The organism is Idiomarina fontislapidosi (genome assembly GCF_003226255.1).
GTDB lineage: Bacteria > Pseudomonadota > Gammaproteobacteria > Enterobacterales > Alteromonadaceae > Idiomarina > Idiomarina fontislapidosi.
Genome location: NZ_QJST01000001.1, coordinates 90,415 through 109,248, shown reverse-complemented (window position 1 = coordinate 109,248; position 18,834 = coordinate 90,415). Strand labels below are relative to the sequence as shown.

Below are 18,834 nucleotides of genomic sequence, written 5' to 3'. Positions count from 1 at the left end.
TGTAACCTACGCGAATTATCAGTAAGAGGTTTGAATATGGCAATAAAAATTACCCCCCTTAAGCTTGCAATAGCGACCATAATTGGCGCGAGCACCCTAGCAGGTTCATTTGTGCAAGCCGCTGAAGTTAATATTTATTCATCGCGGAAGCAAGCGTTGATCAAGCCCCTGCTCGATAAATTTACCGAGCAAACAGGCATCGACGTTAACTTATTAACCGGTAACTCCGATGCATTGTTATCGCGTTTGACCGCCGAAGGTGAAAATACCCCCGCTGACTTATTCTTAACAGTCGATGCCGGCGCATTGCACCGCGCCGTAAGCGCCGATGTATTCCAAGCCATTGATTCGGAGTTTGCGCATCAGACCGTGCCTGCTCATTTTCGCGACAGCGAAGACCAATGGGTGGGCTTGAGCTTGCGCGCGCGCCCAATCTTTTACTCGCCGGAGCGCGTTGACCCGAGTCAACTTGAAGATTACATGAGTCTAGCAGATGAACAATGGCAAGACCGTGTATGCATTCGTTCGTCGAACAATATTTATAACCAGTCGTTAGTGGCAGCCCTACTCGACCACCACGGCGAGCAAAAAGTGATGACCTGGGCACAAGGTCTCGTCGAGAATTTTGCGCGCACGCCAGTTGGCGGTGATCGCGACCAAATCAAAGGGGTTGCCTACGGTGTGTGTGATGTCGCCGTAGCGAACACTTACTATTTTGGCCATATGTTGAACTCCGACCAAGCAGAGGAACGCGAAGCCGCTGAGAAAGTTAAGATCTTCTGGCCTGCACAAGAGGGCAATGGTACCCACGTGAACGTATCGGGTATTGGTATCACCAAACATGCGAAACATGTCGATGAAGCAACACAATTAATCGAATTTCTGCTCTCAGAAGCGTCGCAAAAATGGTATGCTGAAGCCAATTATGAGTACCCTGTACGCGAAGGCGTTGAGTGGAGTGAAACCCTCGAGCAATGGGGTGACTTCAAACAAGACGATATTTCGATGGATATTTTAGGCGAAAATAACGCCCAAGCCGTCCGTTTAATGAACTCGGCAGGCTGGCGTTAATTCCGCATCAGGAGTCAAGGAGCAGCTATGACCCGCGGCCCGCTCGTGCTGTTCGGCGTTGCGGCATTGGTAGGGCTACCACTTATCGTGGTGGCCTTATCTTTGTTAAACCCTAATTGGGATATTTTAAGTCACCTATGGCAAACGGTGATACCCGAATATATTTCGCATTCACTGATACTTCTTGTATCGGTGGGTTTAGGTGTGACCCTGCTCGGGGTCAGCACGGCGTGGTGTGTCAGTCAGTATGATTTCCCAGGCTGGCGGTGGGTCAGTTGGGGACTGTTACTTCCCCTCGCAATGCCCGCCTACATATCCGCATATACTTACACTGGCCTACTCGATTACGCCGGCCCTGTACAGCAAGCACTGCGTGATACCTTTGACCTCAGTATTGGCGAGTACTGGTTTCCCAGTATACGGAGTATCGAAGGGGCTATTTTTGTTTTAAGTTTAGTACTCTACCCCTACGTCTACCTCATTACCCGTGCCGCCTTTATGCAGCAGTCAACCGCCGCATTCGAAAGCGCACGCACCTTAGGCGCGGGACCCATTCGTAGTTTTTTCCGAGTAGCACTGCCGTTGGCGCGACCTGCCATTGCCACAGGCGTGACCCTGGCACTGATGGAAACGCTCGCCGACTACGGCACCATGGAGTATTTTGGCGTCACCGTATTTACCACTGGGATCTTCCGCACCTGGTACGGTATGGGCGATGCCCAAGGCGCCTTACAACTCGCTTCGATTTTATTGCTGTTTGTTATTGTGCTCATCCTCATTGAGCGTTACTCGCGTCGACAAGCCAAGTTTTATCAACGCCGAAGTCAAAACAATAGCTTTCGTAAACCGCTGCGCGGTAAAGCCGCTTGGTTAGCCTCCGCAGTGTGTTGGTTACCGATTCTGCTGGGCTTTATTATCCCCGCCAGCCAGTTGCTTATGTGGTCAATTGAACGCGCCGATATCTGGACCCAAGCCTCGTTTTGGCAACTGACCCTGAATACACTCTGGTTGGGCTTACTCGCCGCAACCATTACCGTTGCCTTAGCATTGTGGCTCGCTTATGGTCGCCGTCGTCACCCGACCCGCGCAATTCGTACTGCAATAACCACCGCTGGGTTGGGTTATGCGATTCCCGGCATCGTCATTGCTGTCGGTATTCTGATTCCACTGGCATGGCTTGACCATCGTATTATTGATTTCAGTAAGTCGGTATTTGATGTAAATCCTGGGCTGTTATTGAGCGGTACCGTGGTCGCCTTGATATTCGCGTATACCGTGCGCTTTTTATCTATCTCATTACAAACCATCAGCTCCGGCTTAGAGCAAATTACGCCACAAATGGATGACAGTGCGCGCACGTTAGGTGCGAGTTCACGCCGCATCATGACGCGTATTCACCTGCCGTTACTTAAGAGCTCGATTCTTGCGGCATTGATACTGGTATTAGTCGATGTAATGAAAGAGCTTCCCGCCACCTTGGTATTACGACCTTTTAATTTTAATACGTTGGCGGTAAAGGCATTCGAAATGGCATCCGATGAACGACTCGCCGATGCCGGACCACCAGCGTTAATGATCGTATTAGTTGGGTTAATCCCGGTGCTGATGTTGTCACGGGCGTTGCGTACACAAACGATTAAAACGGGAGACTAAATGAAGCCGTTAGTAGAACTTGATTCAGTGTCCATTGAATTAGGCAAAGAGCGTATTGTTGAGCAACTGTCCTTCTCATTAAATGAGGGCGATATCGGCTGTTTATTGGGCCCCAGTGGCTGTGGTAAAACCACGCTGCTGCGCACCATTGCAGGTTTCTCAGAAGTCGCAAGCGGGGCCATTCGTCTGTATGGCGAAGAAGTCGCCTCCGTAAAAACACAGATACCCACCGAACAACGCCAAATTGGCATGATGTTTCAGGATTTTGCGTTATTTCCGCATTTAACCGTTGAAGAGAATATCGCCTTTGGTATCAATACATGGTCAAAAACCGATCAAAAGCAACGAGTTCAACAACTCCTTCAGCGCGTCGATCTAGCCGGTTATCAGCACCGCTATCCACACGAGCTATCAGGTGGACAGCAACAACGGATTGCCCTCGCCCGCGCCTTGGCACCGAAACCTAAGTTGATGCTATTAGATGAACCGTTCTCGAGCTTAGATGCGGAGTTACGCGAGTTATTAGCACAAGACGTACGTAATTTATTAAAAGAGGAAGGCATCACCGCCTTATTGGTCACCCACGATCAACAAGAGGCGTTCGCGATGGCTGATAAGGCCGGTGTTATGTATGCTGGACAGCTACTGCAATGGAATACACCCTACGAACTCTACCACCAACCCGAACACGAGCTGGTAGCCGACTTTATCGGTCGCGGTGTATTACTTAACGGTCAGATTCAATCACATCAGCTCCACAGTGCATTAGGCGTTATCGACCACGAAGTACTGTGCGACCAAGATGATCACGATGTCACCTTCTTGGTCCGACCCGACGACGTCTTGATTGTGCCCACCGATCAACCTCACCGCTTGCAAGCGCAAGTCGTTGGTCGTGGCTTTCGTGGTTCACACTACTTATATACGCTCGCCTTAGACAACCACGAACATGTGCTGGCGGTAGGTCCATCGCATCAGCCATTGAGTGCCGGTCAAATGGTAGGGATAAATGTTGACTTCGACCATTTAGTGGTGTTTGATTCGAATATATGTCAGTTACCTGATTAAGCGCTCAATAAACAACCACTTATTCAATAATGAGGGCGCTTTGCAACGGAGAGCCCTATGAAGTTTTTAATCGATGCATGGGATTTTAGCCAAAATCCAGCAAAGGCTATCACGAATGATGACCAGGTCCAGGCACGCCCTGGCTGCTGGTATCATTTTCAGCGTGATATCGACGGTATTCATGAGTGGCTAAAAGCCGCCGACATTCCTGAACCACTCATTGATGCCATGCTCGAAGAAGACACCCGTCCGCGCTTCCAACGTCTTAAAGACGGTTTTGTGTTGTTGCTACGGGGAGTGAACTTGAACGACGGCGCACAACCCGAAGATATGATGAGCTTGCGTATCTTATACTACAAAGATACGGTCTATACCTTTCGTAAGCATCACTTTAAAGCGGTCGCACAAATCCGCGACGACCTCTCGCGCCAACAAGGACCAGAAAGCTTGCATGACTTTTTAGTCCACTTAGTCGAGCAGTTAAATCAAAAGATTGAAGATGTGATCGACGATATCGAGATTGGTGTTGAACGACTCGAAGCCGAAGGCTTTGATAACACCGCGGCACAACAGCAAACACTGACCACGCTGCACCGCCGCTTACTGCGCCTCAATCGCTTTATTCGCCCCCAATTAGCTGCACTTGATAAATTCACCAGCGAGAGTGAAAAATGGGTCGACTCAGAGCTGCATCAGTGGCTGCTCAACGAACGCGACACCACCCAGCGTTTGCTAGAACAAATCGACCTGATGCTTGAACAAGTATGGATGCAGCGCGAACAAATCCAACAGGCGGTCGCCGAAAAAATGAACCGGAATACTTACTGGTTATCGGTTATCGCAGGTGTCTTTTTACCGTTAAGCTTCTTAACGGGGGTGTTTGGCATCAACATTGGCGGCATGCCAGGCGTAGAAAACGCCAGTGCTTTTGAAATTTTCTGCTGGGTGCTACTCGGTATCGCTGTGGTAGAATTTCTGCTGCTCCGACGATTGCGGTTTTGGTAACAAACAAGTTGAGATAATAAAAAACGCGACAATCACAGCCGCGTTTTTTATAAGTCAGGCAATTATCTCATGCTTTGTAAATAAAGCGCTTCGCCTAAACGATCCATTAAATTCAACTGAATGCGCAGCCAGTACGCATGATCTTCTTCGGTATCACGCAAAATGCCAACAAGCATGTCACGCGTGACATAATCATCCACTTGCTCACAGTAGTCGATGACTTCACGCAAAGTTTTCGCGTTGTTGTACTCGAGCTGTAGGTCATTCTCTAACATCTCGCGCACGTCAGAGCCAATATTATGAGGCTCGCGATTCGACATATTAGGCTTGCCTTCTAAAAATAGAATACGACGTATCAGTAAATCGGCATGACCGCGCTCATCATCAATCTCGTGATTAATACGTTCATAGAGTTTCATTAACCCCATGTCTTCGTACTGACGTGAGTGTGACGTGTATTGGTCAATAGAAGTTAATTCGAAAGCGAGTAAACGATTTAACTGTTCAACAACTTTATGCTCTGCCTTCATTCTACTCGGCCTCCTTTAATGTCGACTGCAAGTACACCTCAGTGCCAAGGCGCGACATCAAGTCAATCTGTGTTTCTAACCAGTCGAGATGCTCTTCTTGTTTATCTAAGATTTTATTCAGTGCATCGCGGCTCACGTAATCTTGGTGACTTTCACACACTTTCACAGCGTCACGAATCGCATTGATATCGTTAAATTGAACCTTGTGGTCCATCTCTAGCATTTCGCGTGGATCTTCACCAATATACAGCTTGCCGAGCTCTTGTAAATTCGGCATACCCTCTAAAAACAATAACCGCTCGATAAGCACGTCGGCGTGCTTCATCTCTGCGATAGAGGCTTTGTAAACAACATTATTGAGCGATTCAAAACCCCAGTCTCGAAACATGCGCGCATGTAAAAAGTACTGGTTAATGGCGGTCAATTTGAGCGTCAGCACCTTGTTCAGCTGCTGAATGACTTTTGCGTCACCTTTCATGCGGGATGTGCTCCTTAAGCTGGTTCTAAAAATAGAGACTCAGTTAAGTGTAGCACACAGTGGTAGGAATTTTAGTGCCTGGAAGCACACGATCGTTACGTTTTTCTAAAGCCTCATTCAAGACTTCCTTAGCACATTGCTTACAGCAACCGCATTGCGAAGCGACACCGTACTGTTGACGGAGTTCTCGCATGCTCGAGACTTCACCTGAAGCAACCGATTTGGCTATGGTTTTATCCGAAACGCCTTTACATAAACAAACGTACACTGAACATCACCTCGCAATTAACTAATGAAGAGTGTAATGCTAATGCGAACGATTTTCAACAGTAATGAATAAAAAAGCCGCGACTCGCGCGGCTCACTTTTATAGTCAGTCTATTTAACTTGTTAACGCGGGTGTGAATCCCGTGCTTATCAGATAAACCGTATAAGCCACATAAAGCACTAAAAACGTCACGCCATGTACGCGGTTGATGCGCCCTAAACGATTGACTCGCAAAGAAAATAGCAACAATAATAATGTTAAACCTGCCATTGCGACCCAGTCACGCGACAGTACTAACGGTTCTAAATCAATCGGATGGATGGCACCAGCAATACCCACGACCGCTAAGGTATTGAACATGTTTGAACCAATCACGTTACCCAACGCCAAGTCATGTTCGTTTTTGCGCGTCGCAGCGATGGCAGACGCCAACTCCGGTAACGAGGTACCGATCGCCACCACCGTTAAGCCAATGACCAGATCACTGACGCCCAATGCGGTTGCTATATTAACGGCGCCCCAAACCAACGCACGAGAGCTCACAACCAATAACACTAAGCCAATAATCAACCAGATAACCGCAGGCTTCATCGACATCGGATTAGCGTCGACTTCCTGCGTAAACTCAGCGGCTAAACTATCATCGCTACTGTTTTTTCCCAGCCAGACAGACCAACCCATGTAGATCGCGAAGATAGCTAACAGGACCCAAGCTTCAATGGCGGTTATTTGATAATCCCACAGAAAAGCAGCCGTCAATAAAGTAATCGCGATCAGCACCGGCAACTCACGTTTGATCACCCCTGACTGCACTGCAATCGGTGCCAACACGGCCGTTAAGCCCAACACTAAAGCGATATTCGTGATATTGGAACCGTACGCATTACCGAGTGCGAGTGCTGGGTTACCTTGTGATGATGCCAACGCCGAGACCACCATCTCTGGCGCTGAAGTACCGAAACCAATGATCACCATGCCAATAACAAGCGGCGCCATACCTAAGTTTTTAGCAACCGCGGCAGCGCCTTCGACAAAGCGATCCGCACTCCAGACTAGGACAATTAAACCTAAAACAACTGCGACAATAGAGAGTGTCATTCAATACCCGTTAAATTAACTTACAAAGCCTCTATTCTAACGGTATTTCAACTGACTTTCCTAGCTTCATTTTGCTGCTTTACCACGGTTTGAATCATCTCAACACTATCAGGGTCGTCTATCGTCGAGGGGACTGCTACAGTGTCGCCCTGTAGCACTTGTCGAATCAAGCGGCGAAGAATTTTTCCAGAGCGTGTCTTGGGCAACTTAGGTACGATGTAGAGCGTTTTTAAACACGCGATCGCACCGATCGTCTCACGAATTTGAGCAATGAGTTGCGCCTGTAATTCCTCTGTCGTGATGTGCACGTCATTTTTTAAAATCACTAACCCCACAGGTAACTCACCCTTAAGCTCATCAGGTTGACCAACAACAGCACATTCAGCGACGGCAGTATGTTGCGCTAATACTTCTTCCATTTCACCGGTCGACAGTCGGTGACCCGCGACATTAATCACGTCATCAGTGCGGCCCATAATGAATACGTAGCCGTCGTCATCCATATAACCACCGTCTCCACTACAATAGTAACCTGGAAACGCCTTCAGGTAGCTATCTTGTAAGCGTTGCTCATCACCCCACACTGTTGGCAAACAGCCGGGTGGAAGTGGCAGGCGTAAACACACAGAACCTTCTTCATTAGCGCCTAACGGGCGTCCCTGCGGATCAAGCATTGCAAATTCATAGCCGGGTACTGGTAAGCTCGATGAGCCAGGTTTAACGGGGGTCGCCCCCACACCAACCGGATTAGCGCACATCGGCCAGCCGCTCTCTGTCTGCCACCAATGGTCATAAACGGGGCGCCCTGTGAGGTTTTCAGTCCATTCCAATGTCGCCGGGTCTAATCGCTCGCCCGCCATGTAAATACGTTTTAGTGAGCCAATATCGTACTTCCCTAAGCACTCGCCATGCGGATCTTCTTTTTTTATCGCCCTAAAGGCTGTCGGTGCGGAGAATACGGCAGTGGCTTGATAGTCTTCTATTACGCGCCAAAACGCCCCTGCATCTGGGGTATTGATCGGTTTCCCCTCGTAAAGCACCGAGCTACAGCCAAATAGCAGTGGACCATAGACGATATACGAGTGACCCACGACCCAGCCCACATCGGATGCTGTGAACATCGTCTCACCGGGTGACAAACCGTAAACATAATGCATTGAAAAGTGCAGCGCGACCGCGTATCCCCCATGGTCGCGCACTACACCTTTCGGACGTCCCGTGGTTCCCGAAGTGTATAGAATATACAGTGGGTGGGTGGCGTTCACCGGCACAGCGTCGACCTTAACTGCGTCTTTTATCGTATCTGTCCAGTCGATGTCACGCGGCGGTTGCATCGACGCTTGGCTCTGCGGACGTTGATACACAATGACATGCTGTGGCGGGTGTTCAGCTTCTTGTAATGCTTTATCGACAATGGGTTTGTAATCGAGTACTCGTTGTCCTTCGATGCCGCATGACGCGGTGATCAGCAAGGCCGGCTCTGCGTCATCGATGCGGATTGCAAGTTCGTGCGCCGCGAAACCACCAAACACAACGGAGTGAATCGCGCCCAACCGTGCACACGCAAGCATTGCAATGGCTGCCTGTGGGATCATCGGCATGTAAATAACCACGCGGTCGCCTTTACTCACACCCGCCGCTTGGATCATACCGGCACAGCGCGCCACTTCGTCGCGCAACTGATTAAATGTCCACTGCTGTTTGGTCTGCGTAACGGGAGAGTCGTAGTACAGGGCAACTTGTTCACCTCGACCCGCCTCTATCTGCGCATCGAGTGCTTGGTAGCTGATATTGCACTCGCCATCGGGGAACCAATCGGCTAAGCCATTGGTTTTTAAATTAGCCGCCTGCTGGGGGGCTTTGAACCAATGTAGACGGTGCGCCTGCTCGAGCCAGAAACCTTCAGGATCTTGCTGAGCATCAGAATAAAGTTGGTGATAGGCTTGCATATACTCACTCCGCAACCAAGTTCAGTTGCGATAAGCATATGCAAGCAAATAGAAATTAAACATTCGACTTAGGTCGAAGAGCGTCGCGCATTGTGCGCCACATCAAACATCGCCCCGCCGTAGGTCGCGCATTTTGCGCGACACCCGACATCGGATACCCCACCACCGTACGTCGCGCATCTTGCGCGACATCAACCATCGCCCTTGCGCCAAAGGCGCAAGCTACGTCACATCCGACATCGCCACCGGCGTACGTCGCGCATTTTGCGCGACATCGACCATCGCACCTTGCGCCCAAGGCGCAAGCTACGTCACATCCGACATCGCCACCGCCGTACGTCGCGCATCTTGCGCGACACCCGACATCGGATACCCCACCCACCGTACGTCGCGCATTGTGCGCGACACTCGGTATCGCACCTTGCGCCCAAGGCGCAAGTTACGATTAATCGTCGATTTCGGCCTCGTAAACAAGCACGTAGTTTTCTTCTTGCCACTAACCTTCGACTTCGACCACCACACCTTCAGCCAATGCATCAACGAACGCTTGTAGTGTGACTTCTTCATCATTGATTTTCAGCTCACTGTCAGTGGTTAAACGTGCTTCGATACCATTAACCGTAAAAGCTTCGCCATTGACGTCAGTCACCTCACCTTCGTATTCAGTATAGCCCTGGCGGTCATCACCGTCGTCGGCATCATCGTCGTCTTCAAGATCGACCTCGACTTTATGCGCAATCAGTTGATCACCGTCCCACTCGCCTTCAACCTCAACGCGCAACTCAGTATCGCCATCGAACAACGCAATGAACTCATCGAGCGAAATCCGCGAATCATCGGTTTTAAAACGCGTTTCGTCATTAACGATGACTTCGACTCCGGCAAGGGTAAAGCCCGTCTCAGAAATATCACTGGGCACGCCCTTAACTTCACCGTCCCGATCTTCTTCATCTAACCGCTTGATCTTCAGAGCGATAGCTTGACCTTGTTGGTCTTCACGCGCAATCACACGTAGTACGTCGTTAACGGCAATATCGTCGAACGTGAATTGGCGCAAGTCAGCATCCGAATCATCTTTATAACGAGTTTGCGAGGTTGTTAAGAATTCAATGCCGTTTACCGTAATCAATCCGTTATCTGCATCAATTTCACTGACAGCACCTTCGGTACGTCCTACCGCACGGTACTCTTGAAATTCTATTTCTTCAGCAACCCAAGACTCGCCATCATTACGTGCTTCAACTTTAATACGAACACCGTTACTCAGATCGGCCTCTTCACCCTCATCAAATTCAGTATCGTCATCGAGGGCAACTTGGTAACCTTTGATGACAAAAGTAGCCGCCGCAGCATCATAATTACCGACAACACCGGCAACTTCGAGCTCATCAACATCGTCGTCCAAGCGACTATCTTTTTGTTCAATAGAATCAGCGATCAACGTATCTGAGGTTGAGTCATACTGACTTCCTTCAACTTTAATGGCTAAACCATCTTGCAAATCGTCAGCCGTCATCTCTTCGAAGTTCGCCTGCGAATAGTCGATGGTGAGTTCCCCCAACATGAACGTTTGCGCGTCCGTATCGAGCCCAGCTATATTGCCTTTTACTTTAAGCTCATCCTCGTCGCTCTCAAGCTCCACCAAGGTCGCGTAAAATTCACCGTCTTCGTTTAAATAACCACTGATTTCAACAAAATCGCCGACTGCGAGCGTACTGTCGGTCACTCCCACAAATTCCGTAACATCATCAAAATTAATGGTTTGACCTAATACCGTAAACGCTTGGTTATCAATATCGATAAAGTCGACGCGACCCTGAATTTCTTCTTCATACTCGATCTCACTGGCTTCAGGTGTTTCATTACCGGAGCGTGTGGCTTTCATTTTCACCACCATACCGACCTTTAAGTCACTCTCGGTGCCAGATTGAGCATTATCAAGCGCAATGGTGGCGTTGTCAGAACGATAACGTTCGCCATTAACGTAAACACTACCAAAACCCGTGATGACTCCTTCGGTGACAATTGTAGATGATGCGGTTTCATTACCGCCGCCATTATCGCCGGTTGATGAGTCGGTGCTTGAATCAGACCCGCCACAGGCCGCGAGCGCACTACTGAGCGCGATAACGAGTAAGGAACGTTTAAACATGACTATCTCCTAACAGAATGAAACTTCAATTTGAAACACTTTGTTACAATAGACAATATGCTTTCTGCTAAACAGTCTCTTTACTATTTCTAAACAAAAATTCAATACCCCACGTACGTCGCGCATTTTGCGCGACATCAACCATCCCGGCATTGGCCCCCACCCGCCGTACGTCGCGCATCCTGCGCGACATCAACCATTGCATCTTGCGCCAAAGGCGCAAGCTACGCGACATTGAACACCCCACCCCACGTAGGTCGCGCATCCTGCGCGACATCAACCATTGCATCTTGCGCCAAAGGCGCAAGCTACGCGACATCGGGTACCGCACCCGCCGTAAGTCGCGCATCCTGCGCGACATCAACCATCGCACCTTGCGCCAAAGGCGCAAGCTACGCGACATTGAACACCCCACCCCACGTAGGTCGCGCATCCTGCGCGACATCAACCATCGCACCTTGCGCCAAGGCGCAAGCTACGCGGCATCGGGTACCGCACCCGCCGTAAGTCGCGCATCCTGCGCGACATCAACCATCGCACCTTGCGCCAAAGGCGCAAGCTACGCGGCATCGGGTACCGCACCCGCCGTAAGTCGCGCATCCTGCGCGACATCAACCATCGCACCTTGCGCCAAGGCGCAAGCTACGCGGCATCGGGTACCGCACCCGCCGTAAGTCGCGCATCCTGCGCGACATCAACCATCGCACCTTGCGCCAAAGGCGCAAGCTACGCGACATTGAACACCCCACCCCACGTAGGTCGCGCATCCTGCGCGATATCAACCATCGCACCTTGCGCCAAAGGCGCAAGCTACCGTACCATGGCGGCAGATATCCGCTTAAAAGATGCACATAAATGACCAACATTGAATTGAATAATGTCAGCCTAAAACTCGGTGATAACTTAATTTTAGATTCCGTTACGCTCGCGCTGCCAGAAGGGCAGTATCAGCTAACAGGTAAAAACGGTGCGGGAAAGTCCACTTTTTTACAACTTCTTAGCGGGTTAATCATGCCCAGCTCGGGCTCGTTGAACGTTGACGATCGCCCCGACCTCGTTGCCGATAGTATTCAAATCCCCGACAACATGACGGTAACTACCGTGTTTTCGCTATACGATAAGTATCAACGTTGCGACACCACACAGCGCAGTCAATTGATTGCAGCTTTCCAGTTCTCAGATTGTTTAACAGCAACGGTAGGTAAGCTTTCGCAAGGAAATCAACAAAAGCTCAAATTGATACTGGCGCTCTCAGGCAACGGACACTGGCTATTACTTGATGAACCCTTTAACGGTCTAGATTCAGCCAGCGTCGCCATGTTGAACCAAAGCTTAGCCGGAATTCAACGCCCTTCTATCGTCATTGATCATAGCGAGCAGCTCACCAACTTGCGCCCAAGGCGCAAGTTACATATCGATAACAAATCCATTGTATTGGCGTAGGTCGCGCATCTTGCGCGACAACAGGCACCGCCCTTGCGCCCAAGGCGCAAGCTACGGCGGGCATAAAAAAACCGCCGTAAAGGCGGTTTTTTTTGATTTGGCGGAGAGAGAGGGATTCGAACCCTCGATACGTTGCCGTATACACACTTTCCAGGCGTGCTCCTTCAGCCACTCGGACACCTCTCCATAGGGCGCGTATACTAGGTGTTTTAGCCGCTTAAATCAAGAGCCAAAACACCGAGTGGCTAATTCTAAGACGTTTTGAAACGCTTGACGCGTTCGCTTAGATTACGTGCAAGCTCATTCAGCTGACGGCTTGACTCACTGACCTGCTCAGAGCCCGCCGCGGTTTCTTCGGTCGCTTCAGTAATTTTATGAAAGTTCCGATTAATCTCTTCCGCAACAGAGCTTTGTTCTTCCGCAGCTGTCGCAATCTGCGCGTTCATGTCGGTCATCTGCTTAACCACATGATTAACCGTGTCTAACGACTTACCCGCTCGGCGAGCTTGCTCAACACTATTGCCGGCCTGCTCTTGCCCGCGTTGCATGACATTAACCGCTTGTGAAGCACTGGTGCGCATTGTTTCGATACGCTGCTGAATGCTTTGTGTTGATTCCTGCGTACGGTTAGCCAGAGCACGCACCTCATCAGCAACCACCGAGAATCCGCGTCCATGATCACCAGCACGTGCTGCCTCAATCGCCGCATTCAGTGCCAGTAAGTTAGTTTGATCCGCAATGCCCTCAATCACCTCAAGCACTTTATCAATCTCGGCGGTGTTTTCACTCAGTTCAACAATCACTGCGCCGGCACTTTCCACTTCTTCGGCAAGTTGTTCGATTGAACGGATAGTCGCCGCCACCTCTGCACTACCCGTTTGCGTTTCGCGGTCGGTCTCATCGGCTAACTGTGCTGCTTCATTGGTGTGCGAAGCCACTTCAGCAACCGTTTGCGACATCTGATTAATCGCCGTAGCGCCTTGAGTCGTCTCATCCTGCTGACGAATAACCATCTTGGTGTTGTTATCGCTGGTTTCACTCAACTCACCCGAGGCATTCAATAGCTGGTCAGACGTTTCATCGACTTCTTTTACCAAGGCACGCAACTGACGCACCATACGGTTAACCTGCGCCATCAAACTTCCTTCGAACTTAGAGCGAGTTTCAACCGTCAAATCACCCGATGCAATTCGCTCTAATACATCAACCACCGCCTCAGGCTCCCCACCTAGCGTATGAGTCAGACGACGCACAATGTAATAGCTGATTGCAGCGGCAACCAGTGCAGACAGCAACGCCACGCACCACATTAAAATCGCGAAGCCGTTACTACGCTCTAATACACCATCTACGCCTTCGGCAATATTCTGCTCTTGATAGTCGATAAATGCGTTAATGCGCACTAACCACTCGGCGTACGCAGGCGATACATCACTCAGAACAAAATCCTGTGCTTGTTGGCGCTGACCTTGCGCGAGCAGTTGATAAAGTCGGTCCGAGGTCGCTAATGCTTGTTCCTGGATATCGTTGATACGCGCAAGTAATTGCTTTTCTTTGTCATTTACATAGCGTGGATCACTGATAATGCTCTCCATGCCCTGTTGCGCTGTCGAATAAGCAGACTGGAGTTCATCAATGAGCGCACGAAATTCGGCTCGCTCGCCGTCTTGCTTCGTAATTACAAGGTCACGCAACGCAATCGCTCGGTCATGCACGCTCCCACGGAAATTAATCGCGTAGCGTTGTTTCTCGCTGCCGACCTCATTCACTTGTCTTAGTGTTTGGTCAATTTGCCCAACTTGATAGGTACCCACAATGGTGACACCGATAATCAGTAGGATGATAAAAGCAAAACCTGCATAGAGTCGCTGCGCGATGGTCATAGATAATCCTGTTAAAACGATTGTTCAATTAAATCGAATACTAATACATCGATTATGACTTGCTAGATCAACATTATCGAAATTTATTCAGCAGAATCGAACGGAAGGGTTTCAGTCGCACCGACCGGCATTATCCGAAACTCACTATCAGTTAAGCCGGCATCGGTGCGTGCTTGCTTAATATCATTGAGGGTTTGTGGGATACCCTCTGCAGCAAGCTGAAAAGCGCCCCAATGCATCGTAATGCTGCGCTTAGCGCCGATGTCTCGATGAATCAAAGTCGCTTGTTGGGGGTCAACGTGAGGCATTTTCATAAACCAACGTGGCAAGTAGGCGCCCACCGGCATCAACGCAAGGTCAATGTTATCAAATACGTTGCCGATCTCTTTAAATTGAATAGGGTTATAACCTGTGTCGCCACCAAACCATACGCGCCAGTCACCAATATCTACGACATAACTCGCCCACAAGGTCTCAAAGCGGTCCCACAAACTACGACCCGACCAATGTTGACTCGGCGCGGCATGAATACGCAACGAGTCGGTATGGCTCGCGCCCTGCCACCAATCGAGTTCCGTCACATTCTCTTCATCAATACCTTGTTCAATAAACCAAGGCTTGAGCGCCAACGGCACATAATAGTGAGTCGAGTTACCAAGTGCCTCAATGGTGTCAGCATCCAAATGATCATAATGATCGTGCGAGATGATGACCGCATCAATCGGTGGCAAGTCAGATAATTGCACAGGAAGTTCGGTCAACCGTTGTGGCCCCATAAAACTCACAGGCGACGCACGTTCACTGAAGATAGGATCGGTCAGCACCGTCTTGCCTTGATACTGCAATAAAAATGTCGAATGCCCTATCCACGTCACTTGCCGTTGTTCAGGATCAGGATGCGCAATACGTGCCCGATCAGTGCGCTTAAAAGGGATTTCATCCACTTGCTCAGTTTGATCAGCCCACTCGGTATCGCCAAACCAGCGCATGTACCAGTAGTCGAAAAAGCCGCTTTGCTTCTCGGGTCCGTGTAAATTCTTAAAGCCTTCCTCAGTGTGATGCGGCGGTGCTTCTTGCGTAATTTCAATTTGCTCGCTGTTGCTACAGGCCATCAGAATGAGGGCGAATACACTCGCTAAAACCTTTTTCACGGACGCTCCTTTCGCGCAGAAACACAACTCAACAACCAAGCAAATAGGCGACGCTCACTAGGCAAGTAAAACAAATATTCGGGGTGCCACTGAACGCCTATGATGGCGCGTGTCGAATGCTCCGTCGCTTGGATAAATTGGTCTAAATCCCAGCCCACCGGCACCATATGTTCACCCGGTTTAGTCACCACCTGATAATGCAGGCTATTCACACGTAACTTGCTTTTCTTTACCGCAGCCCGAACTGTCGAGGACGGCTTCAGCCAAACTTGTTTAGTAGGTAATAAGCCTGGCCGATTGTAAGTTCTTTTACGCAGGGAACGAATATTTTGGTTCAGTTCGCCTCCCAAAATGACATTGATTAACTGCGCTCCACGGCAGATACCCAGCATGGGAGTGTCCGTTTTCAGTGCCCACTTTATCCACTCTATCTCCAGTGCATCGCGCGCAGGATCGTAATCGCCATCCGGCTTAGCCGGCTGACCATAGTGGTTCGGGCTAATATCATCGCCCCCACCGATAATCAGTGCATCAATATCAGCGTTGCGCGAAACGCGATGACGTGTACTGACACGGACAGCGCGGGCGCCCAGCAGCCACAGTGTCAGCTGCGTGCACCACCACGACGGAGACCAACGGCGCGCATTACCCGTTACCACCACGCGCGGTCGTGCAACCATGACGCTATCCTATCTATCCATGCCGATTCATCAACGCCGACCAGCGGCCGATCCGCCGCTAAGAAGGCTTGCTTCCAGTACGCTAAAGCGTCGCTGTCATTCGCCAGTTGCTCAACCACCCACCAACTATGCCAAGCGCTATCCAGTTGCCAGTTTTTTTGCTCAATCTGACAGTTGGGCAACCGAAAGTGAAACGTTGGGCGGGCGCCTACTTTTTCATCTCCCACCGCCTTCGCCACCACTTCAGGCCGCCAGTGCGAAAATAGCGGCAACATATCCAGCGCCCGATTACGCGACGCGTTGTATCGCAAGTAGTCATCAATTAACTGGCCTTGAGAGACTTCGGACTGCGTACAGAGATGACGAATGTAAGCCTCTGGATATTTATCAATATAAGGACTGAGCTTACGCGTCGTGTCGACTTTAAGCGCTTTAAAGAGCCACCATTGCAATAACGAAAACGCCTGGACATAACGCAGCACATCAGTGCTATCTTCACTCGCGACTTGCGGATTGACATGCACGCCGTAGGCCGCTATCCAAGATTCATCGGTGCCTTTGGCACCCGCTTCGCGCAGCGCTTTGATAATTGGAAACAAACACTCGCACTGCGCCAGCGTCATTGGCGGACAAACGATTTCCATCGGCACCATGCGTTCAGCCAATGCGTGTAATTCTTCAAGCCAGATATGTTCAGGTGTGCCGCTCGTGGGTCGCTCGCGCGCGATACGTTTGAGATAGCTCCAATCGAGCTCTATATGAAAGGTGCCCAGCGACTCATGTTGGATGCTACGTTCAGCCAGTGAAATATGGTCGACTTGACCTTGAAGGTGAGCTTGCAGCACATCTAATGTCTGCTGCACCGATAATCCACTGAATTCGATTTCGAAGCCAATGGTGCGCAGCTGACCAGAGTCAGTCTCTGGCCGCTGCAATGGTTTAAAACGCTTAGTTGTTGTCTGTGTCATCCTCGAACTCGATTGAGAACTCGCCCGCTGGCCCAGGGAATACGACAGGACTCTCGAACCCATCGGGGCTTACACTGGCAACTCCAAAAATGTAGTTATCAATCACTACGTTCTCAAGCGTATATTCGTTCACATCACCGACATAGCGACTCCACTGCCATTGCGGCTCAGAGGTCAATCGCCAGTAAACTTTGTACCCCATGACATTGTCTTCACCACGGGCATCATCCCACGTTAATGTGGTCGAAGGCTGCACGGCACCACGAATATCAACGTTCTGCGGAGGCTCCGGCGCCCAGCTCATACCCGCCAACGATACCGCATTCAACGCCGTTAACTTAGCCGCATAATCAAAGTCTACACCATCAATGGTATCACCATATTCAATACCGTTTTCGGTGCGTAAATCCTGGTGCTGGCGGTTATAATTCTCGTTGGTTTCCATAATGCGCACGCCCGGGTACCCCAAATCGTTGAACGGACGGTGATGACCACCGCGACCGAAGCGATCCAAGCGATAGATGATCATGGTATCCAGATTAGGAATATAGCGATCCGCCATCGTATCAATATAACGCGCTAAGTTGCGTGAGGGTGAATCGTTCTCACCGCCATAGAAACGACGCATGGTCGCTTCGCGATCCGATTCATCCATGCGTGTGCCTTCGGCAAAAATACGCGCGGTGGTATTATTGATAACGCCATTGATGCCTTCAATGTTACCAATCATGTCGTTGTTCAATACCGCCATGATGCGCCATTTATTTTGTTTTGCTTTGCTGGCTAAAATCTTACCGCCAAAGAGCCCTTGTTCCTCGCCCGAAAGCGCTGCGTAAACAATCGAACCATCAAAATTATATTGACTCAACACGCGCGCTGCCTCAAGCGTTCCCGCAACACCTGAGGCGTTGTCATTGGCACCCGGCGCATCGGAAGTCGAGTCCATCACATCACTCACGCGCGAATCAATATCACCCGACATCAGCACATAACGGTCCGGATCGGTTGTACCACGTTGAATAGCGATAACACTCTTCACTTCCGTGGCGTTTGGGATACGCTCCTCGCCCTCAATAATGTCAGAGACATACATGACTTCCAGACAGCCACCACAGTCGTCTGAGATACGCTGAAACTCTTCATACACCCAACGACGCGCCGCACCAATGCCCCGCGTGTCGGATTCGGTTTCCGATAAAGTATGTCGTGTACCAAAACTGACAAGCTTGCGGATGTCTTGCTCAATACGGTCCGCTTGCACAGCCTCAGCAATATCATGGAGTTTTTCTTGATCAGTGTAGGTAACCGCATCCTGCGCGACAGCGCTTGTCGCACCCACGATGCCAATCCCTAACAATAACGTGGACAGTTTTTTCATACTTTTTCTCACTGCAATCGTTGATAAGTAGTTTCGATTATGGCGAGTAGCATGAGAAT

At 50.0% G+C, this 18,834-nt stretch carries 20 protein-coding genes and 1 tRNA gene; 8 read left to right on the top strand and 13 right to left on the bottom strand.

Annotation, left to right across the window (positions count from 1 at the left end; genetic code table 11):
* The first annotated feature begins 36 nt into the window (after positions 1–36).
* From DFP83_RS00540 to DFP83_RS00525, 4 genes are read left to right on the top strand one after another with little or no spacing between them, the layout of a single operon-like run.
* The gene (locus DFP83_RS00540; RefSeq protein WP_110572130.1) at positions 37–1,071 is read left to right on the top strand and encodes a Fe(3+) ABC transporter substrate-binding protein; all 1,035 of its coding nucleotides are present in this window, start codon (positions 37–39) and stop codon (positions 1,069–1,071) included.
* 27 nt (positions 1,072–1,098) lie between these two features.
* On the top strand, positions 1,099–2,724 hold the full coding sequence (locus DFP83_RS00535; protein ID WP_110572128.1) for an ABC transporter permease: 1,626 nt from the start codon (positions 1,099–1,101) through the stop codon (positions 2,722–2,724).
* A complete protein-coding gene (locus DFP83_RS00530; RefSeq protein ID WP_110572126.1) occupies positions 2,725–3,792 on the top strand; it encodes an ABC transporter ATP-binding protein in 1,068 nt (355 codons plus the stop codon).
* 57 nt (positions 3,793–3,849) lie between these two features.
* Positions 3,850–4,797, top strand: coding sequence for a CorA family divalent cation transporter (locus DFP83_RS00525; protein ID WP_110572124.1), 948 nt, complete (start codon positions 3,850–3,852; stop codon positions 4,795–4,797).
* 62 nt (positions 4,798–4,859) lie between these two features.
* Here DFP83_RS00525 and bfr (DFP83_RS00520) read toward each other — a convergent pair whose 3' ends face one another.
* The 5 genes from bfr (DFP83_RS00520) to DFP83_RS00500 all read right to left on the bottom strand — a co-directional run bounded on the left by bfr (DFP83_RS00520) (position 4,860) and on the right by DFP83_RS00500 (position 9,120).
* Positions 4,860–5,327 carry a bacterioferritin gene (bfr, locus tag DFP83_RS00520; protein ID WP_110572122.1) on the bottom strand — a complete coding sequence of 156 codons (468 nt, stop codon included), beginning with the start codon at positions 5,325–5,327 and terminating at the stop codon, positions 4,860–4,862.
* A 1-nt stretch (position 5,328) separates the two neighbouring features.
* A complete protein-coding gene (bfr, locus tag DFP83_RS00515; RefSeq protein WP_110572120.1) occupies positions 5,329–5,805 on the bottom strand; it encodes a bacterioferritin in 477 nt (158 codons plus the stop codon).
* Between the two features lie 43 nt (positions 5,806–5,848).
* Entirely contained in the window at positions 5,849–6,073 is a 225-nt protein-coding gene (locus DFP83_RS00510) for a (2Fe-2S)-binding protein (protein ID WP_110572118.1), read from the bottom strand.
* A 114-nt stretch (positions 6,074–6,187) separates the two neighbouring features.
* A complete protein-coding gene (locus DFP83_RS00505; RefSeq protein ID WP_110572117.1) occupies positions 6,188–7,171 on the bottom strand; it encodes a calcium/sodium antiporter in 984 nt (327 codons plus the stop codon).
* Between the two features lie 47 nt (positions 7,172–7,218).
* Positions 7,219–9,120: an acetate--CoA ligase gene (locus tag DFP83_RS00500; RefSeq protein ID WP_110572115.1), complete on the bottom strand. Its 1,902-nt coding sequence runs from the start codon at positions 9,118–9,120 to the stop codon at positions 7,219–7,221.
* A gap of 92 nt (positions 9,121–9,212) precedes the next feature.
* On the opposite strand from DFP83_RS00500, the gene DFP83_RS13495 reads away from it, so the two are divergent.
* A complete protein-coding gene (locus DFP83_RS13495; RefSeq protein ID WP_126753129.1) occupies positions 9,213–9,569 on the top strand; it encodes a hypothetical protein in 357 nt (118 codons plus the stop codon).
* A gap of 47 nt (positions 9,570–9,616) precedes the next feature.
* Here DFP83_RS13495 and DFP83_RS00495 read toward each other — a convergent pair whose 3' ends face one another.
* A complete protein-coding gene (locus tag DFP83_RS00495) occupies positions 9,617–11,272 on the bottom strand; it encodes a DUF5666 domain-containing protein (protein WP_110572113.1) in 1,656 nt (551 codons plus the stop codon).
* A 67-nt stretch (positions 11,273–11,339) separates the two neighbouring features.
* Positions 11,340–11,507 (bottom strand): hypothetical protein, encoded by a 168-nt coding sequence (locus DFP83_RS13530; RefSeq protein WP_157981507.1) that lies wholly within the window; start codon positions 11,505–11,507, stop codon positions 11,340–11,342.
* Between DFP83_RS13530 and DFP83_RS13490 the strand changes: the two genes are divergently transcribed.
* From DFP83_RS13490 to DFP83_RS00485, 3 genes are read left to right on the top strand one after another with little or no spacing between them, the layout of a single operon-like run.
* Positions 11,507–11,779 (top strand): hypothetical protein, encoded by a 273-nt coding sequence (locus DFP83_RS13490; protein ID WP_146228799.1) that lies wholly within the window; start codon positions 11,507–11,509, stop codon positions 11,777–11,779. The two genes, DFP83_RS13530 and DFP83_RS13490, sit on opposite strands and share 1 nt — an antisense overlap.
* A 34-nt stretch (positions 11,780–11,813) precedes the next feature.
* Positions 11,814–12,131 carry a hypothetical protein gene (locus tag DFP83_RS00490; RefSeq protein WP_110572111.1) on the top strand — a complete coding sequence of 106 codons (318 nt, stop codon included), beginning with the start codon at positions 11,814–11,816 and terminating at the stop codon, positions 12,129–12,131.
* The gene (locus tag DFP83_RS00485) at positions 12,128–12,715 is read left to right on the top strand and encodes an ABC transporter ATP-binding protein (RefSeq protein WP_110572109.1); all 588 of its coding nucleotides are present in this window, start codon (positions 12,128–12,130) and stop codon (positions 12,713–12,715) included. The genes DFP83_RS00490 and DFP83_RS00485 overlap by 4 nt, the downstream gene beginning before the upstream one ends.
* 98 nt (positions 12,716–12,813) lie before the next feature.
* Here DFP83_RS00485 and DFP83_RS00480 read toward each other — a convergent pair.
* The 6 genes from DFP83_RS00480 to DFP83_RS00455 all read right to left on the bottom strand — a co-directional run bounded on the left by DFP83_RS00480 (position 12,814) and on the right by DFP83_RS00455 (position 18,775).
* A tRNA-Ser gene (locus DFP83_RS00480) sits at positions 12,814–12,901 on the bottom strand.
* Between the two features lie 65 nt (positions 12,902–12,966).
* On the bottom strand, positions 12,967–14,598 hold the full coding sequence (locus DFP83_RS00475; protein WP_110572107.1) for a methyl-accepting chemotaxis protein: 1,632 nt from the start codon (positions 14,596–14,598) through the stop codon (positions 12,967–12,969).
* A gap of 83 nt (positions 14,599–14,681) precedes the next feature.
* Complete coding sequence (locus tag DFP83_RS00470; RefSeq protein WP_110572105.1) at positions 14,682–15,749, bottom strand: MBL fold metallo-hydrolase; 1,068 nt, start codon at positions 15,747–15,749, stop codon at positions 14,682–14,684.
* On the bottom strand, positions 15,746–16,429 hold the full coding sequence (locus DFP83_RS00465; RefSeq protein ID WP_110572103.1) for a gamma-glutamyl-gamma-aminobutyrate hydrolase family protein: 684 nt from the start codon (positions 16,427–16,429) through the stop codon (positions 15,746–15,748). The genes DFP83_RS00470 and DFP83_RS00465 overlap by 4 nt, the downstream gene beginning before the upstream one ends.
* The gene (locus DFP83_RS00460) at positions 16,402–17,397 is read right to left on the bottom strand and encodes an amidoligase family protein (protein ID WP_110572101.1); all 996 of its coding nucleotides are present in this window, start codon (positions 17,395–17,397) and stop codon (positions 16,402–16,404) included. Before DFP83_RS00460 ends, DFP83_RS00465 begins: the two co-directional genes overlap by 28 nt.
* Positions 17,378–18,775, bottom strand: a complete 1,398-nt coding sequence (locus tag DFP83_RS00455) for a M28 family metallopeptidase (RefSeq protein ID WP_110572099.1) — start codon at positions 18,773–18,775, stop codon at positions 17,378–17,380. Before DFP83_RS00455 ends, DFP83_RS00460 begins: the two co-directional genes overlap by 20 nt.
* Positions 18,776–18,834 lie beyond the last annotated feature (59 nt).